Here is a 25,339-nt window from a genome sequence, read left to right on the forward strand (position 1 = left end):
GGCTCACCGTTGGGCTCACCGCTGTGGTCGGTGCACCGGGTCGCGGTGGCGGCGGTCGCCGGTGCGGGCGGTCGACAGCGGACGCGTCGGGTCGACGTAGCGGGGCAGCCGCGTTTCGCCCGCATCGGTACGGAGCGGCTCCAGCCCGTCGGTGACGGCGCGCATGATGCGCTCGGTGGCCCGCAGCGCCGCACCCGGCGTGTCGACGGACAGGTCGTCGAGCTGGACCGGCGGCCCGAAGTGCACCCGCAGCACGGGACGCCGCAGCACCGACCCGAACAGCCGGGCGACCATCGCCCCGGCCCCGTGGTAGGCGACCACCTCGTGCGCGCCCCACTGCGCCACCGGCAGCACCGTGGCGCCGCTGCGCAACGCCAGCCGGGCGAGCCCCGTCTTGCCCCGCTCCGGCCACATGCCGGGATCGAGACCGATCCGGCCCTCCGGGTACAGCGTCACCAGCGCTCCGGCGGCCAGCGCCGCCTCCGCCTCGTGCAGCGCGTCGGCCGCCGACGCCGAGGCCCGGTTCACCGGGATGTGCCCGCACGCCCGCAACACCCAACCGAGCACCGGTGCCCCGAACAACCCCGCCGTCGCCAGCAGCCGGGGCGCAAGCCCCCGGACCCGCATGGCCGCCACCACCACGACCGGATCGAAGTTCCCGACGTGGTTGACCGCCACCACCACCGGCGTCCCACGCAGCGAGTCCGGCACCTCCCCGGTGACCCGCAGCCGCCCCACACACCCGACGAGCACCCGGGCCCCGACCATCAGTACCCGCCACAGCAGCGGCGCCCGCCACCCCCCGGCACGGGCAGGCGCCGGACCCGCACTCCCGGGAGCGGACCCGTTCCCCGCCCGCACCCGATCCACGCCGGAAGCCGTCCCGACGGCCGCCCGAGCGCCCACGTCACCGCCCGGCCGGGCCGACGACGTGGCGCCCGCGGTCGCGCTGCCGCCCTCGGCGGCGCTGTTCTGTCCGGTGCCGACACTCACAGTGCCGAGATACTGCCACGCCACCGGCCGGCCGACCAGCACGCCGCCCGCACGTTCCCGTGCCGTTTCCCCGTCAGCCGGCTTCGCGGAGCTCGGCCAGGCGGGACTCGATCTCGGCCAGTTCGGCGCGCAGCTTCTCGGCCTGCTGCTCGGCTTCGGCCCGCGCGGCCGACACGATCTCGTCGACCGCGTCGTGGACGCCGGGCACGTCGAGCATCGACACCATCTTCAGCGCCTCGGCGGGCTTGATGATGTACGGCTTCGCCAACGCCTTCGAACCCTGCGTCGCACCCACCATCCACTCACCCTCGGCATAGGTGAGTGTCACTGTGAGTGACGGCGGGGCCTTGGGTTTGGCCGCCTTGCGGGCCGCCGGTTTCGGAGCGGGCGCAGCCGCAGGGGACTCGGCGGGGGAGGCCGGCGAATCTCCGGCCGCGCCCGTGTCGGCCTTGGCGGCGTCGACCTTGCCCGCGTCTACCTTCGCTGTGTCGGCCTTGGCGGCCGGCTCGGCGGCCTTCTTCGCCGCCGGCGCGGGGCTGTCCGACGCCTTACCGTCGGCGGCGTCGACGGGTGCGGGGGCCGCTTTGGCGCCCTTCGCGGGACGACCGGCGCCGTTGACGGTGGTGGTAGTCGGCACGGGGGGCTCCTCTCGGGGGCCGGGCACGGACGCCGACACCGGCGCGGGCCCTGCAGCGTACTCGAAGGCGGGCTCTGGAACAGGCGGAACAACAGGTGACGCCGGTGCGGCCGGCGCCGCGCGGACCGGTGCCCTCGTCGACTTCGCCGGGATCTGCAGGTCGGTGGGGGAGAAGGGCAGCTCGTCACGTCCGAACCGCACCACCACCCACTCGTCGGACAGTTCCGGATCGGTCAGTTCGACCACCTGCCCGATCTGCCCGGCGATCTGACCGGCGGCGGCGGTGAAGACCACTTTGGGCTTACGCCCGGTGGCCAGAGTGTCTCTGATGCGGGCCAGCTCATCGGTGGACAGGCCGGGGGCCGCGGTACGGGTCGCCATACCCTCTTCCCCTCTCACGAACATGTGTTCGGAAACTAATACCAGAGTGCTACGACAATTCCCTCTCGACGCGCCCACCGAACGTCCGGCGGCGGACGGGAGACGAACAACGGTCGTGACACACGCGCGACGCGGGCGGACCCCCTCGACGACCCGGGTCCGCCCGCACCTCACCGGTTCGTCAGGCCGGCATCACCCCCAGCGCGGCGATCGCGACGGCCCGGCTGGTCTGGTTCGACGCCGCCTCGACGACGTGGGCGTAGGCGCTGAGCGGCACGACCAGCGGCTGGCCGCGCCGGGCCGGAACTATCACGTAGTCGAGCGCGCCCGCCCCCGGATAGGCGGCGCACCGCACGACCACCTCGACCTCGCGCGACCCCGGCGGCTGGTCACCCCACAGCGGGGTGAAGGTGCACGCCGGCTCGAGGAGCGTCACCAGCGAGCGGTTGCCCTGCGCGACGATCCCCCGGAGCGCGTCGGTGCTGAAGCCGGCCCGGGCCCGCGCCGCGATCGCGATCGGTCCCGCCGTGTTCAGCGCCAGCCCGAGCAGGTCCGTCTGCGCCTTGTCGCCGACGACCCCGATCAGGCTCTGGATCCGCGTCACGCAGCCGGTCGCGTCCTGTGCCCACCGCTGCATCGTCTGCGGCGTGAACAGTTCGATGTCGGCGAACTCCACGACGGACTGCCGCGCGCACGCCGACGCGTCGGCGGTGGCGATCGCGTCGATGCGGTTCAGGATCTCCGTCTTGGACGACTCGATCGCGGCGATGATCTGCCGGACCGCGCGCTGGAGGTCGTCCTGCGACGCGCCCGGCCGCAGGAAGTCCCTGATCGTCGTGTAGGCCTCGACCGCGATCCGCACGTACCCCGCGATCACCACCGGGCTGACCGCCGCCGCCGGCCGGGCGCCGCCGGGCAGCATCACGGCGATCGCCAGCAGCGCGGCCGCGGTTGTTCGGAACAATCGTCGTTTCACGGAACCTCCAGGGGTCGACGTCGGCGTGTGCCGTTCGCCGAGATGCTCGTCCGGCGGCGCGGCGGCCCGGCCGGATCCGGGACGACTCCGGACGGGTGGGAGCATCGCGGCCGGCAGCGGCGGCCGGCGGGCGTCCGGTGCGCCGGACACCACCGGACGTCCGCGGTGAGGACGGTGACCGCCCGGTGACGGCCGGGGAGCTGACGGACCGGGTGCTCGCCGAGTTCTGCGCCGACCTGCGTAGCGTCTGGCAGCGGGCGGGCGGGCCGGGCCTGCGTGCACTGGGTACCCGCACGCTGCTCAGCAAGAGCCAGGTCGGCGCCATCCTCGCCGGCCGGATCCGCCGCCCGCCGGACTGGGACGTCGTCCGGTCGCTGGTCGGCTGCTTCCGCGAGTACGCCGAACGGCACGCCTCCACGAGCAGCCTGGCACCGGGTGCCGCCACCGAGGAGTACTGGCGGAGCAGGTACACGGTGATCGAGCAGGCATTCCGGCACGGCCGCGAGCACGACCGTGCTCTCGACCGAGAGCACGACCGAGAGCACGGCCGCGAGGTCACGGTCCGCCGGCCGACCCACCCGCGGCACCGGGCGGCGTCCCCGGTTCCACGGCAGCTGCCGTCGACCGTCGGCACGTTCGTGGGACGCGTCGACGAACTCGCCACGCTCACCGGGCTGCCCGCGACGACCACCCTCGTCGTCATCGACGGCATGGCCGGCATCGGCAAGACGACCCTGGCCCTCACCTGGGCCCGTCGGGCGGCGGACCGGTTCCCCGACGGCCAGTTGTACCTGAACCTGCGCGGATTCGATCCGGACCGGCCCGCGACCGACCCGACGGAGGCGCTCCACGACGTCGTGTGCGCGTTGGGCGTCCCCCCGGACCGGATCCCGACCACGGTTGACGGTCGGGCGGCGTTGTTCCGCAGCCTGCTGGCCGGCCGGCGGACGCTGCTGATCCTCGACAACGCCCGCGACAGCGAACAGGTCCGCCCGCTGCTGCCCGGCGCCCCCGGCTGCCTGACGGTCGTGACCAGCCGCAACGGACTCGCCGGCCTAGTCGCCGTGGACGACGCCCGTCCGATGACGCTCGGCCCGTTGTCCGGTGCCGAGGCGTCGACATTGCTGGCGGGACGGATCGGCACCGGCCGGGTCGCGGCCGAGCCGGCGATGGCCGACCGCGTCGTGGCGGCGTGCGCCGCGCTGCCGCTCGCGCTGGCGGTCGCGGCCGCACACGCGGCGACCAGACCGAACCTGACACTGGCCGACCTCGCCGCGGAGCTGACCTCGGAACTGACCTCGGAGCTGACCACGGACGTCCTCGACCCGGGCGACCTCGACCCCGGCGACCCCCGCTCGGACCTGTGGGCCGTGTTCTCCTGGTCGTACCGGTCGCTGGCGCCGGACGCCGCCCGGCTGTTCCGGTTGCTGACGCTGTATCCGGGACACGACGTCGGCGTCGCGGCGGCGGCCAGCCTCGCCGGAACGCCGATCGCCGCCACGCGGCGGATCCTCGCCGCGCTCCGCGACGCCAACATGGTCGTCGAGGTGTCGGTCGGCCGGTTCGCGATGCACGACCTGTTACGCGCGTACGGCACCGCTCTGGTGGACCGCGCGGAGCGGCACGACGCGCTCGGGCGGCTCCTGGATCACCTGCTGCACACGGCGGCCGCCGCTCGCGGCGTCCTCTATCCGGGCCGCGACCGGGCCGATCTGCCGCCGGCGCGGCCCGGTACGGCCGTCGGAGCGGCACGGGGAGTCGACGCGGCCCGGGCCTGGTTCACCCGCGAACGCGCCGCGTTGACGGCCGCGGTCCGGATCGCCGCGGGCGATGGTCTGGATCCGTACGCCTGGCGGCTCGCGTGGATCGCCGCCGAGTTCCTGCAGCGCGGCGGCCACTGGCGGGACTGGCGCGACACGGCGGAGATCGGGTTGTCGGCCGCCCACCGGCACGGCGCCCGGGCCGCGCAGGCGCTGCTGCACCGCCACCTCGGCCACGCCTGGTCGTTGCTCGACGACCCGGACCGGGCCCGCACGCACCTGACCCGCGCCCTCGACCTGTACGTGCGGCTCGACGACCCGACCGGCCGCGCCGCGACGCACCGCACCCTCGGCAGCCTGCTGGTCCGGCTGGACCGGGTGGAGGACGCCCTGGAAGAGGACCGGCACGCGTTGCGGCTCTTCCGGGCCGCCGACGACCTGGGCGGTCAGGCGCTCACGCTGAACAACACGGCGTGGAAACACGTCCGGCTCGGTCGCCACGACGACGCCATGGCGATCGGCCGGCAGGCGCTGGCGCTGTATCGGACGGCCCGGCACCGCAGCGCCGGAAGTCTCTACGGCGAAGCCGACACCTGGGACACCGTCGGCTGCGTCCACCATCACCGCGGCGAGTACCGCGCCGCCATCGACTGCTACCGGCGGGCGCTGGACCTGTTCCGCAGCCGCGGCGACCGCTACCACGAGGCGGACACCCTGACCCGCCTCGGCGATTCGCTCCTCGCCGCCGGCGACCCGGACGGCGCCGGCCAGGCCCGGCGCGAGGCCACGACGATCCTGGTGCAGTTGAGCCAGGTGAGGCGCCCAGGCTAGCAGTTCGATAATCAGCATTACGTTAAGTTGAGGTGTTCTTGAGATAGGCAACGCAGCCCAGGAGCACGCGGCGAGGCTGGCGGTCAGTGGCGGGATCGCGTTGGACGGATTCTGCGGGTTGCGCCGCCGACACCTGGAGCAGCGAGCAGGCGTGGTGCCTGACCGTGCTGACCAACTCGGTGATCACCTGGACGACCGAGTACTACGCGATGGCCGTCGGCCGGCTACGCGCCGCCGGCCGGGACATCCCCAACGAGCTGCTGACGCACATCTGGCCGGCACACAGCGAGAACGTCAACTTCTTCGGCACCATCACCGTCGACATCGAAGCCGAACTGGCCAAACTCGACGAGTACGGGCGGCGTCCCTTGCGCCCGACCGCCACGCTCGGCTGACCCGTCGCGATCCCGGCGCGGCGGCACGCGTCATAGTGGCCACGACCTGAGGCGAGTGCGGTCATCGCTGCCGTATCGCACGTGTCGTGCATCGCCCCAGCACGGCATGTTGGACCTGGTAGTCCCGGGTGTGCAGCGCGTAGCCGGCCGCCGAGAACAGCTCGAGGCTGCCCTTGACCGGATCCGGGTCAAGGGCAGCGGCGACGCCCGAGGCCGCGTGCACGCGGCCCAGCGGTTCCCGACCCTCCCCCAGTCCTTGCCGGTACCGCTCGGCGAGGTCCTGCACGTCTTGGCGCAGTGCGGGGTCCGACGTTCCGGCGCGCAGGGCGTCGAGCGCCGCGCGAATCTCCGGCACGTCCGTGATGCCGGCGTCGCGGGCGACCGCCTCGGCCAGATACCGGTTGATACCGGGAATCTTGTCCACGGTGGGCTCGGCCAGCACCGCGCGGACGAACGGCTCGTCCAACGCCGGATGGCCGGCCACACCCTCGGGCACGAGGTCGGCGTCCACCGACCGCAGCACCGCGCGGCGGAAGGTACCGTCCAGCACCGCGCCGGTCAGACGCACGCCGGTGATGCGTTCGGCCAGCGCCAGCCCGGCCGCGTACGCGTCACCGCCGGATCCGAACGGCAAGTCGTCGAGATGGGCGCCGAGCGCGTCCGGAGCGGCCCCATGCCGGTCCTCCGGCCGGTTCATGTCGAACCACACGGTGGTGCGCCCGTTGGTGGCGTAGGTGAACCGATCGGACCCGTTCATGCTCCGGTGCACGCTGACCGCCGTGCCGCCTGCGGACGCCCCCCGCAGCACCTCCGGCCGTGAGCCCTCGAAACCGTTGTACTCCACACCGATCAGCCACTTCCCGGCCGGAGCAACCAGCAGCACCGGTGGGACAGCGTAGTCATAGCGGGAAACCGCGAACTCCGCACCGGCCTCGCGCGCCGAGCGGGGCGCCGTGTCAGCCGGATCACCACCGAAAGCACGGATCATCGCCGCCTCGTCGATGCCCTGGACGTAGCTGATGCACACGGCTTCGCCAATGTCCCACCGGTCGGCGAGGAACTGCCGGTAGTACTCGATCAGATCGCTGGTCATCGTCGAAACCATATGTCCTGGGCCGACGCTTGGTGTGTCCCACCCTCCATCACGGACGGCTTGGCAGGATAGGCGTCGAGGATCGTTCATCCTGCGCACCAAGGTCGGATCCGCCGATCTCTTGGCCCGCATGTATTCGGCACGACCTTCCGGCGGCAATCCAGGCATAACGGACTCGACTTACCTGCGCCCCAACCGAAGGCTTCCCGTGGCTTCGACAGACCGCATCCTCCCGTGCCCGAGCAGATTCGGGTCAGGATGTTAGGCAGCGGCCCCTCCGCGGCGTTGTGAGTCGGCATGGAGAGGATGATCGCCGACCGCTACGACAAGAGTTGCTCCTGCCCGGCGGCGGGGACGGTCTACCCTGTGAGCGTGGACACGACCCGTAACCGGCGCGGCACCCGGGCGCCGTACCAGGCCCGTCCGGGCCGTCGTGCGGTCGTCGCCCCGAGCCTTACCGAGCTGCACGGGCCCGTCAGCGGGATCGTCGAGCTGCCGAACCGGCTGTTCTGGCAGCCCGACCGCCACGTCGACCTCGACGTGCCCGGCCTGCTGGTCTGGATGTACGAGACGGTGCTGCGCGAGGCGATGACCGTCGACGAGCTGCGCGCCTGGCTGCACGGGCCGACGCTGGTACGCCTCTGGCCCGACCTGTACGTGCCCGCCGGCGTGCGTCGGGCGTGGGAGGAACGGCACCCGGCACTGCGGGTCGGGATCATCGCCGCTTGATGGAGTACCACGCCCGGGTCGCCCGCGTGGCGCTCGCCGCCGCGTCCGATTACGGGTTCGCCCTCGCCGGCGGGCAGGCGCTGATCGCTCACGGCGTCGTGTCCCGGCCGACGTCCGACATCGACCTGTTCACCGATCGCGACGACGGGGTCCGCGACGCCGCGGAGACGGTCGCCGCGGCGTTGGCGCGGGCGGGTTTCGACGTCACGGAGGTCGCCGAGACCGCCGAGCTGTTCGACGGCTTCGACCACAGCATGGCCGAGTTCGAGATACACGACGCCGACAGTGCCGACAGCGCCGTCCGGCTGCAGCTGGTGCGGTTCGACCGGGACCGGCCGCCGGTGTTGCTGGAGATCGGGCCCGTCCTGCACCTCGACGACCTCATCGGCATGAAGGTCGCCGCCCTGGCGGCGCGGGCCGAGCCCCGGGACTTCATCGACGTCGCCGCCGCGTTGGACCGGTACGGCCGCGACCGCCTGGTCGCGTTGGGCATGCGGGCCGACCCGGCGCTGACCCCGTCCGAACTCGCCGACGCGGTGCGGCGCCTGGACCGGATGCCCGACGAGGTCTTCCACCTGTACGGCCTCGGCACGACGGAGAACGCCGGGGAGATCGCCGCCGTGCGCCGGGCGTTCGAGGATTGGCCCCGGCACTAGCCTGAACGGATGTTGGAAGCGACGAAGGCGGGCGTCTTCAGCCGCAGTTACGACATCGCCGTGGACGGCCGTCGCGTGGCCTCGTGGAGTGGGCGGTTCTGGCGCAACGGCGGCGACATCACCCTCGGTGGGCAGGCCTACCGGGTCGAGGCCACCACGTTCACCAACCGGTTCACGATGACCGACGCCGCCGGCCGCACCGTCGCGACCGCCGAGAAGGCCGGCCGCAAGCACTGGACGGTGGTCGCCGACGGCCGGCCGCACCGGTTCCGCCGCACGTCGATCTGGGGCAACCGGCAGGATCTGCTCGTCGGCGACCAGGCCGTCGGGTCCATCCGCCGCACCTCGATGTGGAGCGGCCGGGTCGAGGCGGAGTTGCCGACGCTGTCGCTGCCGGCCCAGATCTTCGTCGTCGGGGTCATGATCACCACGTGGGACAACCAGGCGGCCGCCGCGTCCGGTTGAGCCCCTCCCCCGTCAGGGGTGGAGCCAGCGGTCGAACCAGGCGCGGGTCCGGCGCAGGACGTCGAGTTGGTGGTTGCGTTCCCGGATCGAGTGGCCCTCTCTCGGGTAGATCACGAACTCGTGCTCGACGCCGAAGTGGCGCAGCGCCCGGTGGAGATACACGGCCTGGCCGAGGGGGACGTTGGTGTCCTCGGCGCCGTGCTGGATGAGCACCGGGGTGCGGATGCGGCTGGCGAAGGAGATCGGGCTGACCGCGTCGTGCGGGTGTGGGCCGATGCCGGACCAGCCGGTGCTGCCGCCGAGCGCGACGTCGTACTGTCCGTACTCGCCGGTTGCGGCTTGCATGCCCCAGTCGGTGATACCGGCGTTGACCAGCGCGGCGCGGAACCGCTCGGTCTGCCCGACGGCCCAGGCGGCCATGAAGCCGCCGTGGCTCCCGCCGGCGATGCCCAGCCGGTCGGGGTCGGCGATGCCCTGGGCGATGAGCAGGTCGATACCGGTCAGGATGTCGGTCCACTCCTCGCGGCCGACCCGGCCGGCGACGCTGGCCGCGAACTGGTGGCCGTGGCCCTGACCGCCGCGCGGGTTGGGCAGGAACACGGCGTAGCCGGCGGTGGCCAGCCACTGCGCGCTGGGGAACCAGAACAGCTGGAAACGGTCGGCGTAGCGGTCGTAGGGGCCTCCGTGCACGATCGTGACCAGCGGGAACGGGCTCTCGGACGCGGTTTGTCCGGCCGGGAGTACGAGCAGGCCGTCCAGGTCGAGGCCGTCGGCGGCACGGTAGGCCAGCGGCTGCTGCGTGCCGAAAGTGATGCCCTCCAGCTCCGGGCGGGTGTCGGTGATCCTTCGCAGCGGCCCGGTCGGTGGCCCGACGTGAACGTTGGCGGGTTGATACCGGGTGCCGGTCAGCACCGCGAGTTTCTCGCCGGTGGGTGTGGTGGTGAGGTCGTCGAGGCGTCCGGGGTGCTGCGACAGGGTCGTGGGGCCGGTGGGGTCGAGCCGGGCCAGGGTCGTGTTCAGGCCGTCGGCGAACACCACCAGTGGGGCGGTATCGGTCTGGCACAGTTCGGTGGGGCACATCGGCAGGTCGGCGGTGCGGTTGCGCAGGACGCGGCCGGCCAGTGCCAGGTCGAACACGGCGGTGCCGGCGTGGAGAACCGGTGGGGTGAGTGCGAGGTAACCGAGGTGCCAACCGTCCTCAGCCGGCCACCAGGCAAGAGAACGTGGTTCGGCCGAGACCGGTCCGAGGTCCTCCGCGGACCCGGCGGTGGGGTCGAACAGGTGCAGTTGGCCGGTGCGGGGGCCGTAGTCTTTGTCGGCGCTGGCCTGGGTGAGCACCGCGAGCGGGCCGCCGTCGGGCCGTTGCCGCAGTTCCACGACGTGCCGGTCGCCGAACACGTCCGGCGTGGTGATCCGGCCGGTGCGCAGGTCCAGCAGGCGTAACCGGGCACGCGGTTCGCGCTCGCCGACGACAACGGCGTCGTCGCGGTCCTGGGCGCGACGCGCGTCCTGCTCGGTGGGTTCGTCCTCGGCGAGCAGGACGACCAGGTTCGGGTCGGCGAGGGGCAGGTGGTCGACGATGCCAGCCCGCCAACCGGTCAACCCGGTCACCGTGCCATCGCCGAGGGCGAGCCTGTGCACCTGCGGGATACCGCGCTCGGCACGGTCGGACAGGAAGAACAGCGTGCCCGAGTCCACAGACCAGCGTGGCCGGGACTCCGTCGCGGTGTCGGCGGTCACCCGGCGCGACGCGCCGGCGTCATCGACGTCAGCGAGCCAGACCTCGGTGTCGAGGTGGTCACCGATCCGGCTCGTGGACGCCAGAACGTAACCAAGCAGGTGCCCGTTCGGGGCGAGAGCCGGGGTCTGCGGGACGCGACCATCAACCACGAGCTCGGCGGTCAGACCTGTCATGTGATCAGTCTGCCGACATCAACCGGCCGGCACCGGGGCACGCACCCGCACCGCCGCGAACGCCAGCAGCGCCAGCACCTGCGTCGCCGCCACCAGCAGCATCAGCGTCAGCGACCGGGCCGCCAGCGTCCCCGCCAACGCGGCGCCCAGCGCACCCGCCGTCACCTTCAGGCTCGCCCCCGTCGTGAACACCTGCGCCCGCAACCGCTCCGGCGCCTCCCGGTGCCGCACCGCGATCACCGCCGCCAGTTGCGGACCGTCGGCGACGCCGAGGAACAGCACCGCCACCACCACGAACACGCCGTTCGGCGCGAGGGCCTGCGTCGCGAGCGAGACCGTCGCGACGCTCGTCGCGACGACGAAGAACGTGTCGGGACGCACCGGCAGCGGCCACTTCGCCAGCAGCACCGTCGCCACCAGGGCGCCGACGGCCATCACCGCCAGCAGCGACGCGCCCCGGGCCGTGCTGTGGAAATGCTCGGCACCGAGCAGCGGGCACCCGACGACGAACATCCCGAACCCGACGAACGCCACCACCGAGGCCAACGTGATCCGGCGCAGCCCCGGAATCGTCGCGATCGCCACGGTGCCCGCCCGCAGCGCGGCGGGCACCGTGGTCGTCAAGGGCTTCCGGGACGGCGTGGGCAGCGTCGCCGCCACCGGCACGGCCAGCGCCAGCAGCCCGATCGACGCGGCCACCGCCCAGCCGGGACCCCACAGACCGGCGAGCAGCGCCGTGACCCCCGGACCGGCCAGCCCACCCACGTTGTAGGTGGCCGCGTCCAGGGACTGCGCCCGGCGCAGCGTCGCCGCCGGCACCACGTCGACGAGCTGCGCCGTCCACCCGCCCGACAGCGCCGGGACGAGCAGGCCCGTGACCACCGCGACCCCGACCACCACGGCCAGCGGCCACCGGCCCAGCATCACCGCGGCGACGGCCAGACCGGCCCCGTACCCCGTCATCGCCAGCGCCAGCAGCCGACCCGGCCGGGCCGACCGGTCGAACAGGACGCCGAGCACCGGTCCACCGATCGCCGACGCGACCGTGAGCCCGGCGAACAGCAGCGACGCCGGCCCCGCCGACCCGACGACCGCCAGCCCCAGCAGCAGCAACGCCGGCCCCGACATCGAATCCGCCGTGCGGGCGAGCGTGGCACCGGCCAGGTAACGGGCCAGCCCGAAGCGGGCGTTCGGGCGGGTCGGCACCCCGCCCACCCTAGGAAAGATCAGCCGGGACCGAAAATCGGTTTGCCGTCGCGGCCGGCCCACGGCACCATCCGTAGCCGTGACCAGAGTCCGATTGCATCCCGTGCCCCACGCCCCTGCGGCGATCGGCGCACGGCGACAGCAGTCCGGCTCCCCCACCGGAACGGCGCACCTGCAGCAGCGGTGAGCGGGGGCCCGGGCGGGGCGTTCCTCGCCGGGCTCCTCGCCGGATACGGCGTCGCCGTACCGGTCGGAGCCATCGCCGCCCTCCTCGTCAGTCTCACCGCCCGCACGTCGCTGCGGGTCGGCGCCGCCGCCGCACTCGGGGTCGCCACGGCCGACGGCGTCTACTGCGCCCTCGCCGTCGTCGGCGGCACCGCCGTCGCCCACCTCATCGAACCGGTCTCCGGGCCGCTGCGGTGGGCGGCCATGGTCGTCCTCCTCGGGCTCGCCGCCCGCACCGCCTGGACCGCGTGGCGGCACCACCGGGAGGGGGCGACACCCGCCGACACCCGTACCGGCCTGCACACGCCGGGCCGGGCGTACCTGGGGCTGCTCGCCCTGACCGTCCTCAACCCGTCGACCGTCGTGTACTTCACCGCGCTCGTCCTCGGCCGGCAGGGCGGCAGCACCGACGCCGTGTCCGCCGTGGTGTTCGTCGTGGCCGCGTTCGCCGCGTCGGCGAGCTGGCAACTGCTCCTCGCCGCCGGCGGCGGACTGCTCGGCCGCGTCCTCACCGGACCACGCGGGCGGTTCGCCACCGCCGTCGGGTCCAGCGTGGTGATCGCCGTCCTCGCGGTCGGCCTGATCGTGTGACAGCCGCCGGCCGGCGTGCGCCTATCCCAGGCGTGCGCCGGTCGGCGTCGACCAGCGCTGCGCCATCGCCTCCTTGAGGCCGTGCGGGAACCGGGACCGGCACGCCCGGTGCACGGCCAGCAGCCGCCGCTGGGCCGCCCCGTCACCGTTCCACGCCGCCACGCAGTCCTCCGGTGCGATGTTCGCCGCCGCCAGGATCGACCCGGCCGCACCGACCGTCGACGCGAAGCTGGTCAGCACCGCCGCACCCGAGTACACCCAGCCCGGCCACGACTCGAGCTCCTGCAGGAGCCGCTCCGGGTCGCCACTGGAGTCCTTCAGCCCCTGGATCGGCAGTTTCGGCAGGACGTCGACGGGCACCGCGCCGCCGGCGTTCGGCGGGAAGTGGTAGGCCAGCACCGGCACCTGACCGGCGGCCGCGGCGACGTTGGTGAAGTACTTCTCCGGGTCGCCGGACCGGGGCGGGGCGACGAGCACCCCGTCGGCCCCCGCCGACACGGCCGCGACCACCCGGTCGGCCGCCGGACGCCACCACTCCGCCGACGCGCCGGCGACCACCGGCACGCCCGGGCAGGCCTCGCGGACCGCCGCGAGCAACGCGACCCGTTCGGTGTCGGTGAGTGCGGCGGCCTCACCGGTGGACCCGGCCACCACGACCGCGCCGACACCGGCTTCGACCAGGCGGGCCGCATGCTCGGCGGTCTTCTCCACCGCGATGGTCTTCTCGTCGTCGAACAGGGTGGCCAGGGCCACGGCGATACCGGTCCAGGGAGCAGTCACGGGTCAGTCATACCCCACGTCCAAGATCAACTGCCCCTCCCCCGTCGTTGCTGTGCTTTCGTGCGGAGATCACATCGCGTAAGGCATCCTAGGATGCTAGGACAGAGCTCTTCAGGGCCATCGCAGGTCGGCGCCGAGTGCTCCGGCGAGCGTGGTGATCGCCGGACGGGTGGTCGGGTCGCCGACGTGCTCGGGCAGCCAGGCGCAGGCGATGCCGGCGGCTCTGACGTCGGCGGTGGCGCAGGTGGCGGCCAGGCATTCCGCGATCCGGGTGAGGGAGGGCCCGGTGCCCGAGGGGAAGCGCAGGCCGGGCAGGTCGGCGCTGTCGACGACGTCGATGTCCAGGTGCAGGTAGACCGGCGTGCCGCGCAGGCCGGCGAGGGCGGCGGTGACCGCGGCCGGGTCGGCGGGCACGCGGCGGACCCGGCTGCCGGTGAGGGCGTCACGCTCGGCGGGGTCGAGGTCCCGGGCGTCGGCGAGCACGACGCCGGATTCGGGGACGGGTCGCAGGCCGAGCCCGTCGTCGAACAGGTCGGGTGTGCGGCCGGTCAGCATGGCCAGCGCCATGCCGCCGAGGTAGCCGCTGGTCGAGATGACGGGGGTGTTGAAGTCGCCGTGCGCGTCGAGCCACACCACCGCCACGTCGCGATGACGCCGCTGCAGCCCGGCCACCGTCGCACGGGCGGTGGGGCAGTCGCCGGAGAGCACGAGCGGCCGGACGGCCCGGGCCACGGCGTCGGCGACCGCGTCGGCCACTGCCCGGTGCAGCAGCCCCATCCGGGCGGGGACGGTGCCGGCGGGGAGGTCCGGGCGGATCGGGCCGGTGGCGCCGACCGGGACCGGGAACGCCGGGAGGTGCTCGTCGAGGTGCCAGGGCGTGACGATCGGATCCCAGCTGGGGTCAGCCACGGGTGTCCTTCCGGTGGGCGAGCAGGTCGAGCAGCCGTTGCAGTTCGGCGGCGCCCACCTGCAGGTGCGCGGTGAGTTCTGCCCTGGCCTGTTCCGGGCTGCCGCGCAGCGCGTCCAGCAGCTGGCGGTGGTCGTCGGCGGTGCGGCCGAGTTCCCGGTGGGAGCGCTCGGACAGCGCCAGGGCGAGACGCTGCTCCTGCTGGAGCTGCGCGTGGATGCGGCCCAGCCGGGGACTGCCGGTGGCCGCGACCAGGGTGGCGTGGAACAGCCGGTCACCGTCGAGCACGGCGGTGGTGTCGCCGTGGTCGAAGGCGTGTTCGATCCGGTCGACCAGGTCGGCGAGGCGCGCGTAGACCGCCGGGTCCCGGTGCGCGGTGAGGGCGTCGACCCCGGCCAGTTCCACGGCGGCGCGGGCGGCGTAGATGTCGGCGATATCCGGCCCGGTGACGTCGGCGACGACGATGCCGCGGTTCATCTGGTAGCGGACCAGGCCCTCGCTTTCGAGGGTCCGCGCGGCCTCGCGGAGGGTGCTGCGGGAGATGCCGAGTTCGGCGGCGAGGGCGGCTTCGCGCAGCGGCGTGCCCGGTAGCAGCCGGCCGGACAGGATGGCCCGCCGGACGGCGTCGGTGGCCTGCTCGGTGGTGCTCTGCCGCCGGATGTTCGCACCCAGGCCGGTGATCGGGTCCGTCACGGTCACCACGTTGCCAGATTGTCGGACAATCTGGCAAGACGGTGCGGGGGGGGCGGGGACGAGCCCGGCCGGGACAACCTCTAGGGTTAGGGTCACCTAACTCGAGCGAGGATCCGCCACCGTTGCCCACCGCCGACCGGGAGCACGCCGACTGGCTGCGCACCCACCGCCCCGACCTCGCCACGCGGTTCACCGCCGCCCTTCCCGGGGCCCGCGCCGCGGTGCTGGCCCGGCTGTGGGGGGCGATCCACCGGGAACCGCTGCCGAACACGTCGGGCGTCACCGGACCGGCGGCGGCCGCGGAGCCGTTCGCCGACGTGGAGACACTGACGGTCAACGGGTTCGAGCGGCCCGCCGACCTCGCCGCGCACCTGTGGCCGCAGCAAAAGGCGTTCGCCGCGGAACTCGACAACAGCGTCGCGAACCTCGCGCTGGCCCGGGCCGCCGCGGAAGGCGCTGCCGCGGACGTCACGGCCGGAGACGACCTCGTCGACGCGGAACAGTCCATCGTGGACGGACACCCGCTGCACCCCTGCTGCCGCACCCGCACCGGCATGTCGGCGGCCGACGTCCTCGCCTACGCGCCCGAGCACCGCCCGACCGTCGAGCTACCGGTGATCGCCGTTCCCGCCGACCGGTGGACCGGCACGATGCCCCCGCGGCTGCCGATGCACCCGTGGCAGTGGGAGCGCGTCCGCGACACGTACCCGTGGCTGCGGGACACCGGCGAGCGGTGCTCCGCGCGTCCCCTGATGTCTTTACGGACCTTGGCCACCGCCGACGCCCACCTCAAGACGGCCGTGCGGATCGGGATGACCAGCGCGACCCGGACCGTCTCGGCGGCCGCCGTGCACAACGGACCCGCCCTGTCGCGCCTCCTCGCGCCCCTCACCGGCCTCGGGATCCTCGCCGAACGGGCCGCCGGTGCCGTGCTCGTCGACGGCGGACCGAGCCGCGACCTCGCCGTCGTGGTCCGCGACGCGCCCGTGCTCGGCCCCGGGGAGCGGGCGCTGCCGGTGGCCGCGTTGACCGCCGGCCGGCCCCGCGTCGACGACCTCACCGACGACCCGGTCGCGTTCCTGCGGGCGTTCGCCGGCCTGCTGCTGCCGCCGCTGTTCCACCTGCTCGACCTCGGGGTGGGGCTGGAGGCGCACGGGCAGAACCTCGTCCTCGTCCTGCGCGGCGGCCAGCCGCACCGGCTGCTGTACCGGGACTTCGGCGGGGTCCGGGTGAGCCCGCGCATCCTCGAGACGCACGGGATCGAGGCGCCGCCGCTGCTCGGCGACGTCCCCTGCGACGACCCGGCCGAACTGGAGACGAAGGTGCTGGCGTCGGCGGTCGCGACCGTGCTCGCCGGCCTGGTCGCCTACCTGTCCCGCCGCTTCCACACCGAACCCGCGACGCTGTGGGCCGCCGTGCCCGCCCCGCGCCGCCTCACCGCCCGCGCCGACCTTCCGCTCAAGGCGATGACCGCGATGCGGCTCGCCGACACCGTCGACGACATCTGGACGCACGTGCCGAACCCGCTGGCCGACCCATGACCGAGCGCTTGCGCGAGGGCATCAGCAAACAGAGCCCTCCCGGTCAGGGCGGGTCACCACGAAGTGGAGACCCGTCATGACCGTGCTCCTCGAGGACACCGGTCGGGAACTACGGACCCTCGACCCGGTGCTGCACGAGCGGTACCTCGCCGCCCTGCCCGGCGCCGCCGACACCGTCGCCCGGCGGCTCGTCGCCGCGCTGCAACGCGAAGGGCTCGCCGGGGTCACCGGGTCGGGCACGGCGATCGACACGCCCGCCGGCGCGGTCGCCTGCCGGTGGCACGGGTTCGGCCGGGCCGAACCCGTCGGCGAGCTGCCCGCGCCGCCGCTGGATCTGATCACCGACCTGGGGTCCGCCCTCGGCGCCGGACTGACCGCCGAGTTGCAGAGCGCGGTGGCGAATCTGGCGCTGGCACTCGCCCGCCGCCCCGCGTTGGTAGCGTCCGACGACCCCGACGAGACCGCCGTCGCCTACGAACGGCTCGCCACCGAGGGCCACAACCTGCACCCCTGCGCCCGCACCCGGCTCGGCTGGACCGTCGCCGACGCCCTCGCCCACGACCTCGAGGCCGGCCGCACCCGGGTCGCGTTCGTCGGCGTGCGCCGCGACACGCTGATCGGGGACGACCTCGGATTCGGCGGGACCGCCACGCACGTCGCCCAGCCGGTGCACGAATGGCAGCTCGGCCACCTGCGCCGCACCCGGTCCGACCTGTTCGCCGCCGGCGTCCTCACCGACCTGCCGCTGGCGCCGCTGCCGGCCACACCCACGGCCGCGCTGCGGACCCTGCACGTGCCCGGCCACGGCTACCTGAAGCTGTCGTTGGACATCCAGGTCACCTCGACCCGGCGCACCATCTCCGTCGCGAGCAGCCGCAACGGGCCTGTGCTCAGCGCGCTCCTCGGTGACCTGCTCGCCGGGTCACCCGTCCACCTCCTCGCCGAGACCGCCGGCTCGGCCTGCGCGCCGGCCCCCCGCGACGTCACCGCGATCGTCCGCGCCGGCCTCGCGACCGGCGCCGCCGGCACGCTGCGGCCGGGCGAACAGGCGATCCCGGCGACCGCGCTCACGGTCACGCCGCCGGGCGGCGCGGCGTCCGTCGTGGTCGGGCTGCTGCACCGGGACGCGGTGCGCCCGCTCACCTTCGTCGCCGACTACGCCCGGGTGCTGCTGCCACCACTGCTACGGCTGGCCACCCGCCACGGCATCGGCCTGGAGGCGCACCTGCAGAACTGCCTGCCGGTCCTGCGCGGCGCCACCCCGGTACGGATGGTGCTCCGCGACGTCGCCGGCCTGCGGATCCACCTCCCCCGGCTGGCCGCCCGGGGACACCGGCCGCCGCTGTGGCCCGGGTCCGTCGTCGGCACCGACGACGTGACCGTGATGCTGTCCAAACTCGGCTACACCGCGCTGCAGGCGCACCTGGGCGAGCTGATCCGCCACCTGGCCGACACGGCCGGCCTCGACGAGACCGCGGCCTGGCACGAGGTCCGTCGCGTCGTCGACGAGGTGTACGACGAGCTGCGCCGCGACCCGGCGGTGGCGGCGGACGCGGCGGCCGACCACGCGTTCTGGACCGCGCCGCGGATGCCGCACAAGGCCCTGGTCCGGATGCGGCTGGCCGGCGCCGGCGACGTGTACGTGCCGGTCCCCAATCCCCTGGCGACCCCGTGACGCCCGCGGTCACCGACGCGATCCGGGCGGCGGCCCGGCCCGTGTGCGTCTACGTCTACCACCCGGATGTGCTGCGCGAGCGGGCGCGGGCGGTGCGGGCGGCGCTGCCGGCCGGGGCGGCGCTGCTGTACGCGGTCAAGGCCAACGGGGACGCGCGGGCGCTGACCGCCCTCGCCGGCGTCGTCAACGGGTTCGACGTCGCCTCCGGCGGTGAACTCGCCCTCGCGGTCTCCTCCGGTGCGCGCCGGATCGTGTTCGCCGGGCCGGGCAAGACACCCGCCGAACTCGCCGCGGCCGTCGACGCCGGCGCGGAGATCAACATCGAGATCAACGTCGAGAGCCTCCTGGAACTGCACCGCCTCGCGGACATCACCTCCCGCGCGACCGTGGCGCTGCGCGTGAACCGGGCCGCGGCCACGCCCGGCGGCAGCCACCGGATGACCGGCACCGCGACGCCGTTCGGGCTCGCCGAGGAGGACCTGCCGGCGGCGGTCGGGCTCGCCCGCACCCACGGGTTCGACGTCACCGGCTTCCACCTGCACGCCGTCTCCAACAACCTCGACGCCGCCGCGCACGTCGCGTTCGTCGCCGACGCCGTGCGGTGGAGCGCGGACGCGGCCCGGCGGCACGGGATCGACCTGCGCACGATCAACGTCGGCGGCGGCTTCGGCGTCGACTACACCGGCGACCGCACCTTCGACCTCGCCGCGCTGCGTACGCTGCCGGCCGACCCGCGACTGGTGTTCGAACCGGGCCGGTACCTGGCCGCACCGGCCGGCTGGTACGCCGCCGAGGTGCTCGACCTCAAGCGCGTCCACGGCACCTGGTTCGCCGTCATCCGCGGCGGCACCCACCACTTCCGCCTCCCAGCCGCGTGGGGCTACAGCCACCCGTTCACGGTGCTGCCGGTCGACGGGTGGCCGCACCGCTACCCGCGGCCCGAACTCCGCGACACCCCGGTGACCGTCACCGGCGAACTGTGCACCCCGCGCGACGTCCTCGCCCGCGACGCGGTCCCGCCCCGGATCCGGGTCGGCGACGTCGTGGTCTTCGCCAACGCCGGCGCCTACGGCTGGGACATCTCCCACCACCAGTTCCTGCGCCACGACCCGCCCGAGCGCGTCTGGCTGTGACGGATCTCCACCCCTGGTCGGAAATCGGGTCTCGACCGTGGGCGGATGCCCGGGAGATCACCACGCCGCAGGCTTCGGGGGTGACTTCTCCACGAACATTCACCGGGGACCCCGACATCAGGGTCGAGGGGCTGACCAAGCGGTACGGCCGCAGAACGGCGGTCGACGACCTGTCGTTCACGGCCAGGCCCGGACGGGTGACCGGGTTCTTCGGCCCGAACGGGGCCGGGAAGACCACCGCGCTCAAGGCGGTCGTCGGACTGGCGCGACCGACCGCGGGCCGGGCGTTCCTCCGCGGCACGCCGGTCACGGCGATGAAACCCGACGCCCGCCTGCTCGGCGTCCACATCGAGCCGTGCGGGGCCCATCCCGGCCGGACCGGACGGGCGCACCTGCGGTCGCTGACCGCGCTGGCCGGACTCCCCCGCCGCCGGGTCGGCGAGGTCCTGGAACTCGTCGGCCTCGCGGACGCGGCCACGCGCCGGGTCGGCAAGTACTCGATGGGCATGCGGCAACGGCTCGGGCTCGCCGCGGCGCTGCTCGGCGATCCGGAGATCCTCGTGCTGGACGAGCCGGTGAACGGCCTGGACCCCGAGGGCATCCGCTGGCTGCGCACGCTGCTGCGGGACCGGGCCGCGAACGGCGGCACGATCCTGCTGTCCAGCCACATGTTGGGCGAGGCGGCCCAGACCGTCGACGACGTGATCATGATCGCCCGGGGCCGGCTGGTCCACGCGGGCACGATCCGCGACCTCGAACGGTCCGGGGAGAGCGTCGTCGTGGTGCGCACCGGCGCGGCCGAGCGGCTGTCGAGCCTGGTGGTCGCGGCCGGTGGCCGCACGAAGCGCGACGACGGGGGCGGGCTGCTGGTCGAGGGGCTCGACGCCGCGGAGGTCGCCCGGCTGGCCCACCGCGACGGGGTTCTGCTGGAAGAGGTCGTCCAGCGGACCGCGTCACTGGAGGATGTGTTCTTCGACCTGACCGGAGGGGCGAACCGATGAGGCATCTGCTGCGGGGCGAACTGATCAAGACCGTGACCACCCGGACCGTGCTCGGGTTCGCGCTGGGCGGGGTCGCGTTCACGGTCCTCAACGTGCTGGCGGTCGCGGTGTTCTCCGGCACGCTCGACGAGGTGGCCGAGAAGGAGGAGGCCCTGTCGGCGTTGCCGGTCCTGCTCCTGCTCTGGGGACTGGTCGGCGCGGCCGGCGAGTACCGGCACCGCACGGCCGCACCGGCCGCGCTGGTGGGTCGCCGCGACCGCGGGGTCGTGCTGTCGGCGAGAATCGTCGCCTACGCCCTGACCGGGCTCCTGCTCGGCATCCTGACGACCGCGGTGTCGGTCGGGCTCGCGTTGCCGCTGCTCAGCGACCACCCGGGTCCCGACCTCACCTCGGGCGACGTCACCGCCGTCGTGGCGGGCAACCTGGTGGCGTTCGTCCTGTCCGCGATCATGGGTGCCGCCCTCGGCGCCCTGATCCGTAGCCCGGTCCTGGGAGTGGTCGTCCTGCTGATCGTGAACTTCGCCGCGGTCCCGCTGCTGTCCGACGTCTGGGAGTCCGGGGTCAACCTCACGCCGTTCGGCGCGGCCGGAATCCTGACCCGGATGACGCACCACACGACCCTGTCGGTGACCACGGCCGGATGGGTCCTGGCCGCCTGGACCGTCGCGGTCATGCTCGTCGCCGTCGTCGTCGAACGACGGCGCGACCTGGCGTGACCCGGCTCCCCCGCTGGGCCCGGGCGGCGTACGACCAGCTGGTCGTGCGCCGCTCGGCGCTGTTCGACATCGGGCTGGCGGTGGTCACGACCGGGGTGGAGATCGGGTTGCTCTTCGACGACGGCACCCCGGTCGCCACGCTCCCGATCGTGGTGACCGTGCTCGTCGGCTCCGTCCTGCTTCTCCGACGCCGCGCACCGTTGGCGGTCCTCGTCGCGGCCTGTGCGGGCGCCGCGGTGCTCGTGCCGCTGGGCTACTCGCCGGGCGGGGCGCCCGTCGTGGTCGCGCTCGCCTCGCTCGCCGACCTGCGGGAGCGCCGGGTCTCCGGGATCGTGCTCGTCCCGACGGCGCTGTTCCTGCTGTCGGCGAGCATCTCCTCGCTGCCCGTCCCGATCGGCGCGTGGGCCCTCGGCTCGTACCTGCAGACCCGGCGGCGCTACACCGGGGCGCTGGAGGATCGCGCGGCCACGCTGGAACGCGAACGCGAGCAACTCGACGAGATCGCGGCACAGCGGGAACGCACGTCCATCGCCCGCGAACTCCACGACATCGTCGCCCACTCGGTCACCGTCATGCTGATCGGCGTGCGCGGCGCCCGGGACGTCCTGCCGACCGCGCCGCAGGTCGCGGCCGAGACCCTCGAACGGGTCGAGGCCAGCGCGGAGGAGAGCCTGGCCGAGCTCCGCCGGATCCTCGGCCTGCTGCGCACACCGGACAACGGGGCCGGATCCGGGGTGCAGTGGCGGCCGCAGCCGTCGCTCGCCCAGGTCGCCGAGCTGGTGTCCGGATACCGGACCGCCGGGATGCCGGTGCGGCTGGAGCTCACCGGCGAGGCCCGGCCGCTGGCCGGCGGCGTCGAACTGTCGGCGTACCGGATCGTCGAGGAGGCGCTGACCAACGTGCTCAAACACACCGACCCCACCGAGGTCACGGTGACGCTCGACTACGGCCGGACGCGGCTGGACGTCACCGTCGAGGACAACGGCGGCGGCGGATCAGAGCCGTCGGCCGGCGGGCACGGCATCCTCGGGATGCGGGAGCGGGCGGCGGTGGCCGGCGGCAGCCTGGACGCCCACCCCACCGCCGGCGGATTCCTGGTGACCGCCCGGCTCCCCGTCGAGGACCCGCCATGATTCGACTTCTGATCGTCGACGACCAGGAGCTGATCCGCATCGGCTTCCGGCTGTTCCTGCAGACCCAGGACGACATGGAGGTCGTCGGCGAGGCCGTCGACGGCCACGACGCGGTCGCCCAGGCCGCGGCGCTGCGCCCCGACGTGGTCCTGATGGACATCCGGATGCCGCGCATGGACGGCGTCGAGGCCACCGCCCTGCTGACCGCCGCCGCATCCTCGCCCCGGGTGCTGATCCTCACGACCTACGACCTGGACGAGTACGTCTTCGGCGCGCTCCGGGCGGGCGCGTCGGGTTTCCTGCTCAAGGACGCCTCCCGCGAGCGGCTGCTGGAGGCGATCCGGGTCGTGCACGCCGGCGAGGCCCTGCTGTCGCCGTCGATCACCCGCCGGCTGATCGAGGACTACGCCACCCGCACCGACCCGCTCCGCCCCCGGGCCACGCTGCTGGCCGGCCTCACCCCGCGGGAACGGGAGATCCTCCTCCTGGTGGCCCGGGGCATGTCGAACCCGGAGATCGCCGCGCACCTGGTCGTGACCGAGGCGACGGTGAAGAGCCACATCGGCAGCATGTTCGCCAAGCTCCACCTGCGTGACCGCGTCCACGCCGTGGTGTTCGCGTACGAGAACGGCCTGGTGGTGCCGGGGCGGGGGTGAGCCGGAGGAGTCAGCGGCGCTGGGCCCACGGCGCGGAGCGGACCGCGCGCAGGGCCTGCCGGCGGACGTCCCCTTCGAGCTTGTCGATGTACAGCTCGCCGTTGAGGTGGTCGGTCTCGTGCTGCAGGGCGCGGGCGAGCATCCCGGTGCCGCTGACCGTGATCGGCTCGCCGTGCTGGTCGACGCCGGTCACCGTGGCGGAGTTCGCGCGGCGGCGCGGGAAGTACAGTCCGGGGATGGACAGGCAGCCCTCCTCGTCGTCCTGCTCCTCGGTCCAGTCGACGGTGAGCACCGGGTTGACGACGTATCCGACCTGCTCGCCCACGGCGTAGCTGAACACCCGGGCACCCACCCCGATCTGCGGCGCCGCCACCCCGGCCCGGCCGGGCCGCCCGGTGACGGTGTCGAGCAGGTCGGTCACCAACTGACGCAGTTCGGCGTCGAACGAGGTCACCGGGTCGGTCTCGGTGCGCAGCACCGCGTCGCCGAGCAACCGGATCTCGCGGATTGTCATGGCCGCAAAGTATCAGGACCCCTTACCGGAATATGTGGCACCCGCCAACGCTTGACGGGGGTAGTTGCTCAAGCAACAATCTTGACAGGACCAAGGAGGACGCCATGCCAGCCGTCACCGCCGACCCGATCACCCTGCCCCGCGTCACCCCGCCGTCGCCCGCCGCCACGGCGCGGCCGGTGGTGTCGGTGACCACCGCGCCCCGCGGCTTCGAGGGCGAGGGCTTCCCGGTGCACCGCGCGTTCGCCGGCGTCGACCTGCGCGTCCTCGACCCGTTCATTCACATGGACCAGATGGGCGAGGTCGAGTACGCCCCCGGCGAGCCCAAGGGCACCCCGTGGCACCCGCACCGCGGCTTCGAGACCGTCACCTACATGATCGACGGTCAGATGGCGCACTCCGACTCGCACGGCGGCGGCGGCCTGATCAGCGACGGCGACACCCAGTGGATGACCGCCGGCGCCGGCATCCTGCACATCGAGACGCCGCCCGAGGAGGTCGTGCTGGCCGGCGGCCTGTTCCACGGCCTCCAGTTGTGGGTCAACCTGCCCAAGGTCCAGAAGCTCGCCACCCCGCGCTACCAGGACATCACCGGCGGCCGGGTCGCCCTGCTCAGCTCCCCCGACGGCGGCGCGCTGCTGCGCGTGATCGCCGGCGAGGTCGACGGGCATGCCGGGCCGGGCAGCACGCACACGCCGATCACGCTGGTGCACGTCACCCTCGCACCCGGCGCGAGCCTCACCCTGCCGTGGCGCCAGGACTTCAACGCGCTCGCCTACGCCCTGAGCGGCCGCGGGTACGTGGGTCCCAAGGGCCGGCCGTTCGAAAGCGGCCAACTGGCGGTGTTCGGCACCGGTGACAGCGTCACCCTGGAGGCGGCCCCGACCAGCGACCTCGACGTGTTCCTGCTCGGCGGGCAGCCGATCCGCGAGCCGGTGGTCGCCTACGGCCCGTTCGTGATGAACACCCGCGCCGAGATCGTCCAGGCCTTCGAGGACTACCAGAAGGGCCGCCTCGGCACGATCCCCGCCGCGCACAGCGGGGTCGACGCGAGCACGGACGCCGCCACCGAATAACGCGCGACAGGTCGAAGCGCGGCGCCCGTCAGCGGGCGGTGTACTGCGCTTCGACCGTCGACCAGCCGCGGTCGAGGATCTCGAAGCCCGCGTCGAGCATCCGCAGCCGGTCGTCGGCCGTTCCGGCGAGCACGGAGAGCTGGAGCACGAAGCGGGCGAACACGCGGATCCTGTCGTCGGGTTCGAGCCGGCCGAACTCGGCGGCGATGGCGGCGGCGATGGCGTCCTCGTGGCGCAACCACATGCGCTGGCCGTACTCGGCGAGGGCCGGCGTCGAGTTGATGAGGTCCCAGAACCGGCGGACGCGGTCGTCGAAGTCGGCGTGGCCGACGAGGTTCGCGGTCAGGTCGTCGCGCAGGTGATCGTGGAAGGCCTGCGCCAGCGAGACGCCCGCCGGCCGGCCGGTCACGACGGCGACCAGTTCGGCGCGCTGCTCCTCGTCCTCGTCGAAGACGAGCGCCTCCTTCTGCGGGAAGTGCGCGAACACCGTGGTCGGGGAGACGTCGGCCTTGTCGGCGATCTCGCGGATGCTCACGTCGTCGAAGCCCCGTTCGAGGAACAGCTCGGTGGCCGCGTCCGAGATCGCCTTGCGCGTCGCGGCCTTCTTGCGCTCCCGCCGGCCCACTGCCTCCGCCATGAGACCCAGCTTACCGTACCGCAAC

The 25,339-nt window shown here is 73.6% G+C and carries 25 protein-coding genes; 14 read left to right on the forward strand and 11 right to left on the reverse strand.

Translation table 11 applies throughout. The annotated features are described in order from the left end of the window. Positions 1 to 15: 15 nt before the first annotated feature. The 3 genes from Vau01_RS20615 to Vau01_RS20625 all read right to left on the reverse strand — a co-directional run bounded on the left by Vau01_RS20615 (position 16) and on the right by Vau01_RS20625 (position 2,987). Positions 16 to 768 carry a lysophospholipid acyltransferase family protein gene (locus tag Vau01_RS20615; RefSeq protein ID WP_203995536.1) on the reverse strand — a complete coding sequence of 251 codons (753 nt, stop codon included), beginning with the start codon at positions 766 to 768 and terminating at the stop codon, positions 16 to 18. A gap of 298 nt (positions 769 to 1,066) precedes the next feature. Further along, the gene (locus Vau01_RS63450; RefSeq protein WP_444546035.1) at positions 1,067 to 1,885 is read right to left on the reverse strand and encodes a hypothetical protein; all 819 of its coding nucleotides are present in this window, start codon (positions 1,883 to 1,885) and stop codon (positions 1,067 to 1,069) included. A 307-nt stretch (positions 1,886 to 2,192) separates the two neighbouring features. Continuing rightward, entirely contained in the window at positions 2,193 to 2,987 is a 795-nt protein-coding gene (locus Vau01_RS20625; protein WP_203995347.1) for a hypothetical protein, read from the reverse strand. 95 nt (positions 2,988 to 3,082) lie between these two features. Between Vau01_RS20625 and Vau01_RS20630 the strand changes: the two genes are divergently transcribed. Then, a complete protein-coding gene (locus tag Vau01_RS20630; RefSeq protein ID WP_203995348.1) occupies positions 3,083 to 5,578 on the forward strand; it encodes an ATP-binding protein in 2,496 nt (831 codons plus the stop codon). Between the two features lie 86 nt (positions 5,579 to 5,664). Next, the gene (locus Vau01_RS20635) at positions 5,665 to 5,973 is read left to right on the forward strand and encodes a Tn3 family transposase (RefSeq protein ID WP_203995350.1); all 309 of its coding nucleotides are present in this window, start codon (positions 5,665 to 5,667) and stop codon (positions 5,971 to 5,973) included. Positions 5,974 to 6,034: 61 nt separating this feature from the next. Here Vau01_RS20635 and Vau01_RS20640 read toward each other — a convergent pair whose 3' ends face one another. Beyond that, complete coding sequence (locus tag Vau01_RS20640) at positions 6,035 to 7,066, reverse strand: DUF6461 domain-containing protein (RefSeq protein ID WP_203995351.1); 1,032 nt, start codon at positions 7,064 to 7,066, stop codon at positions 6,035 to 6,037. 372 nt (positions 7,067 to 7,438) lie between these two features. Between Vau01_RS20640 and Vau01_RS20645 the strand changes: the two genes are divergently transcribed. Genes Vau01_RS20645 through Vau01_RS20655 form a run of 3 tightly spaced genes read left to right on the forward strand, consistent with a single transcriptional unit; the run spans position 7,439 to position 8,916 of the window. After that, positions 7,439 to 7,795 carry a hypothetical protein gene (locus tag Vau01_RS20645; protein ID WP_203995352.1) on the forward strand — a complete coding sequence of 119 codons (357 nt, stop codon included), beginning with the start codon at positions 7,439 to 7,441 and terminating at the stop codon, positions 7,793 to 7,795. Beyond that, entirely contained in the window at positions 7,795 to 8,451 is a 657-nt protein-coding gene (locus tag Vau01_RS20650) for a nucleotidyl transferase AbiEii/AbiGii toxin family protein (RefSeq protein ID WP_203995538.1), read from the forward strand. The genes Vau01_RS20645 and Vau01_RS20650 overlap by 1 nt, the downstream gene beginning before the upstream one ends. Before the next feature lie 9 nt (positions 8,452 to 8,460). Continuing rightward, a complete protein-coding gene (locus Vau01_RS20655; protein ID WP_203995353.1) occupies positions 8,461 to 8,916 on the forward strand; it encodes a hypothetical protein in 456 nt (151 codons plus the stop codon). Positions 8,917 to 8,928: 12 nt separating this feature from the next. On the opposite strand, the gene Vau01_RS20660 is transcribed toward Vau01_RS20655, so the two are convergent. Continuing rightward, positions 8,929 to 10,830 (reverse strand): S9 family peptidase, encoded by a 1,902-nt coding sequence (locus Vau01_RS20660; RefSeq protein WP_203995354.1) that lies wholly within the window; start codon positions 10,828 to 10,830, stop codon positions 8,929 to 8,931. Between the two features lie 18 nt (positions 10,831 to 10,848). Next, on the reverse strand, positions 10,849 to 12,036 hold the full coding sequence (locus Vau01_RS20665) for an MFS transporter (RefSeq protein WP_203995355.1): 1,188 nt from the start codon (positions 12,034 to 12,036) through the stop codon (positions 10,849 to 10,851). Between the two features lie 183 nt (positions 12,037 to 12,219). Here Vau01_RS20665 and Vau01_RS20670 point away from each other — a divergent pair, with 183 nt between their 5' ends. After that, positions 12,220 to 12,852, forward strand: coding sequence for a LysE family transporter (locus Vau01_RS20670; RefSeq protein ID WP_203995357.1), 633 nt, complete (start codon positions 12,220 to 12,222; stop codon positions 12,850 to 12,852). Positions 12,853 to 12,873: 21 nt separating this feature from the next. Here the strand turns inward: Vau01_RS20670 and Vau01_RS20675 are convergent, their stop codons facing one another. The 3 genes from Vau01_RS20675 to Vau01_RS20685 all read right to left on the reverse strand — a co-directional run bounded on the left by Vau01_RS20675 (position 12,874) and on the right by Vau01_RS20685 (position 15,241). Further along, positions 12,874 to 13,632, reverse strand: coding sequence for a dihydrodipicolinate synthase family protein (locus tag Vau01_RS20675; RefSeq protein ID WP_203995358.1), 759 nt, complete (start codon positions 13,630 to 13,632; stop codon positions 12,874 to 12,876). 111 nt (positions 13,633 to 13,743) lie between these two features. Continuing rightward, entirely contained in the window at positions 13,744 to 14,541 is a 798-nt protein-coding gene (locus tag Vau01_RS20680; protein ID WP_203995359.1) for an arginase family protein, read from the reverse strand. Continuing rightward, positions 14,534 to 15,241: a GntR family transcriptional regulator gene (locus Vau01_RS20685; protein WP_203995360.1), complete on the reverse strand. Its 708-nt coding sequence runs from the start codon at positions 15,239 to 15,241 to the stop codon at positions 14,534 to 14,536. The genes Vau01_RS20680 and Vau01_RS20685 overlap by 8 nt, the downstream gene beginning before the upstream one ends. Before the next feature lie 113 nt (positions 15,242 to 15,354). On the opposite strand from Vau01_RS20685, the gene Vau01_RS20690 reads away from it, so the two are divergent. The 7 genes from Vau01_RS20690 (at position 15,355) to Vau01_RS20720 (ending at position 23,087) form a co-directional block, all read left to right on the forward strand. Further along, positions 15,355 to 16,773 carry an IucA/IucC family protein gene (locus Vau01_RS20690; RefSeq protein ID WP_239151730.1) on the forward strand — a complete coding sequence of 473 codons (1,419 nt, stop codon included), beginning with the start codon at positions 15,355 to 15,357 and terminating at the stop codon, positions 16,771 to 16,773. A 76-nt stretch (positions 16,774 to 16,849) separates the two neighbouring features. Beyond that, positions 16,850 to 18,448 (forward strand): IucA/IucC family protein, encoded by a 1,599-nt coding sequence (locus tag Vau01_RS20695; RefSeq protein WP_203995362.1) that lies wholly within the window; start codon positions 16,850 to 16,852, stop codon positions 18,446 to 18,448. Further along, positions 18,445 to 19,581 (forward strand): alanine racemase, encoded by a 1,137-nt coding sequence (locus Vau01_RS20700; RefSeq protein ID WP_203995364.1) that lies wholly within the window; start codon positions 18,445 to 18,447, stop codon positions 19,579 to 19,581. Before Vau01_RS20695 ends, Vau01_RS20700 begins: the two co-directional genes overlap by 4 nt. 80 nt (positions 19,582 to 19,661) lie before the next feature. Beyond that, positions 19,662 to 20,582, forward strand: a complete 921-nt coding sequence (locus Vau01_RS20705; RefSeq protein WP_239151731.1) for an ABC transporter ATP-binding protein — start codon at positions 19,662 to 19,664, stop codon at positions 20,580 to 20,582. Next, positions 20,579 to 21,298 carry a hypothetical protein gene (locus tag Vau01_RS20710; protein WP_203995366.1) on the forward strand — a complete coding sequence of 240 codons (720 nt, stop codon included), beginning with the start codon at positions 20,579 to 20,581 and terminating at the stop codon, positions 21,296 to 21,298. The genes Vau01_RS20705 and Vau01_RS20710 overlap by 4 nt, the downstream gene beginning before the upstream one ends. Beyond that, positions 21,295 to 22,431 (forward strand): sensor histidine kinase, encoded by a 1,137-nt coding sequence (locus tag Vau01_RS20715; RefSeq protein ID WP_203995368.1) that lies wholly within the window; start codon positions 21,295 to 21,297, stop codon positions 22,429 to 22,431. Before Vau01_RS20710 ends, Vau01_RS20715 begins: the two co-directional genes overlap by 4 nt. Next, entirely contained in the window at positions 22,428 to 23,087 is a 660-nt protein-coding gene (locus Vau01_RS20720) for a response regulator (protein WP_203995369.1), read from the forward strand. Before Vau01_RS20715 ends, Vau01_RS20720 begins: the two co-directional genes overlap by 4 nt. A 10-nt stretch (positions 23,088 to 23,097) precedes the next feature. Here Vau01_RS20720 and def read toward each other — a convergent pair whose 3' ends face one another. Beyond that, positions 23,098 to 23,601 carry a peptide deformylase gene (def, locus tag Vau01_RS20725; protein WP_203995370.1) on the reverse strand — a complete coding sequence of 168 codons (504 nt, stop codon included), beginning with the start codon at positions 23,599 to 23,601 and terminating at the stop codon, positions 23,098 to 23,100. A gap of 104 nt (positions 23,602 to 23,705) precedes the next feature. On the opposite strand from def, the gene Vau01_RS20730 reads away from it, so the two are divergent. Next, entirely contained in the window at positions 23,706 to 24,677 is a 972-nt protein-coding gene (locus tag Vau01_RS20730; protein WP_203995371.1) for a pirin family protein, read from the forward strand. A gap of 28 nt (positions 24,678 to 24,705) precedes the next feature. Here Vau01_RS20730 and Vau01_RS20735 read toward each other — a convergent pair whose 3' ends face one another. Beyond that, positions 24,706 to 25,314, reverse strand: a complete 609-nt coding sequence (locus tag Vau01_RS20735; protein ID WP_203995372.1) for a TetR/AcrR family transcriptional regulator — start codon at positions 25,312 to 25,314, stop codon at positions 24,706 to 24,708. Positions 25,315 to 25,339 lie beyond the last annotated feature (25 nt).

It is taken from the genome of Virgisporangium aurantiacum (assembly GCF_016863635.1).
Lineage (GTDB): Bacteria > Actinomycetota > Actinomycetes > Mycobacteriales > Micromonosporaceae > Virgisporangium > Virgisporangium aurantiacum.

Bases quoted from the DNA above. Each gene is read 5' to 3' on its own strand.
- Vau01_RS20615 (WP_203995536.1), bottom strand. From the start codon at position 768: ATGGTCGGGGCCCGGGTGCTCGTCGGGTGTGTGGGGCGGCTGCGGGTC.
- Vau01_RS20640 (WP_203995351.1), bottom strand. From the start codon at position 7,066: ATGACCAGCGATCTGATCGAGTACTACCGGCAGTTCCTCGCCGACCGG.
- Vau01_RS20650 (WP_203995538.1), top strand. From the start codon at position 7,795: ATGGAGTACCACGCCCGGGTCGCCCGCGTGGCGCTCGCCGCCGCGTCC.
- Vau01_RS20655 (WP_203995353.1), top strand. From the start codon at position 8,461: ATGTTGGAAGCGACGAAGGCGGGCGTCTTCAGCCGCAGTTACGACATC.
- Vau01_RS20660 (WP_203995354.1), bottom strand. From the start codon at position 10,830: ATGACAGGTCTGACCGCCGAGCTCGTGGTTGATGGTCGCGTCCCGCAG.
- Vau01_RS20695 (WP_203995362.1), top strand. From the start codon at position 16,850: ATGACCGTGCTCCTCGAGGACACCGGTCGGGAACTACGGACCCTCGAC.
- Vau01_RS20710 (WP_203995366.1), top strand. From the start codon at position 20,579: ATGAGGCATCTGCTGCGGGGCGAACTGATCAAGACCGTGACCACCCGG.
- Vau01_RS20720 (WP_203995369.1), top strand. From the start codon at position 22,428: ATGATTCGACTTCTGATCGTCGACGACCAGGAGCTGATCCGCATCGGC.
- def (WP_203995370.1), bottom strand. From the start codon at position 23,601: ATGACAATCCGCGAGATCCGGTTGCTCGGCGACGCGGTGCTGCGCACC.
- Vau01_RS20730 (WP_203995371.1), top strand. From the start codon at position 23,706: ATGCCAGCCGTCACCGCCGACCCGATCACCCTGCCCCGCGTCACCCCG.
- Vau01_RS20735 (WP_203995372.1), bottom strand. From the start codon at position 25,314: ATGGCGGAGGCAGTGGGCCGGCGGGAGCGCAAGAAGGCCGCGACGCGC.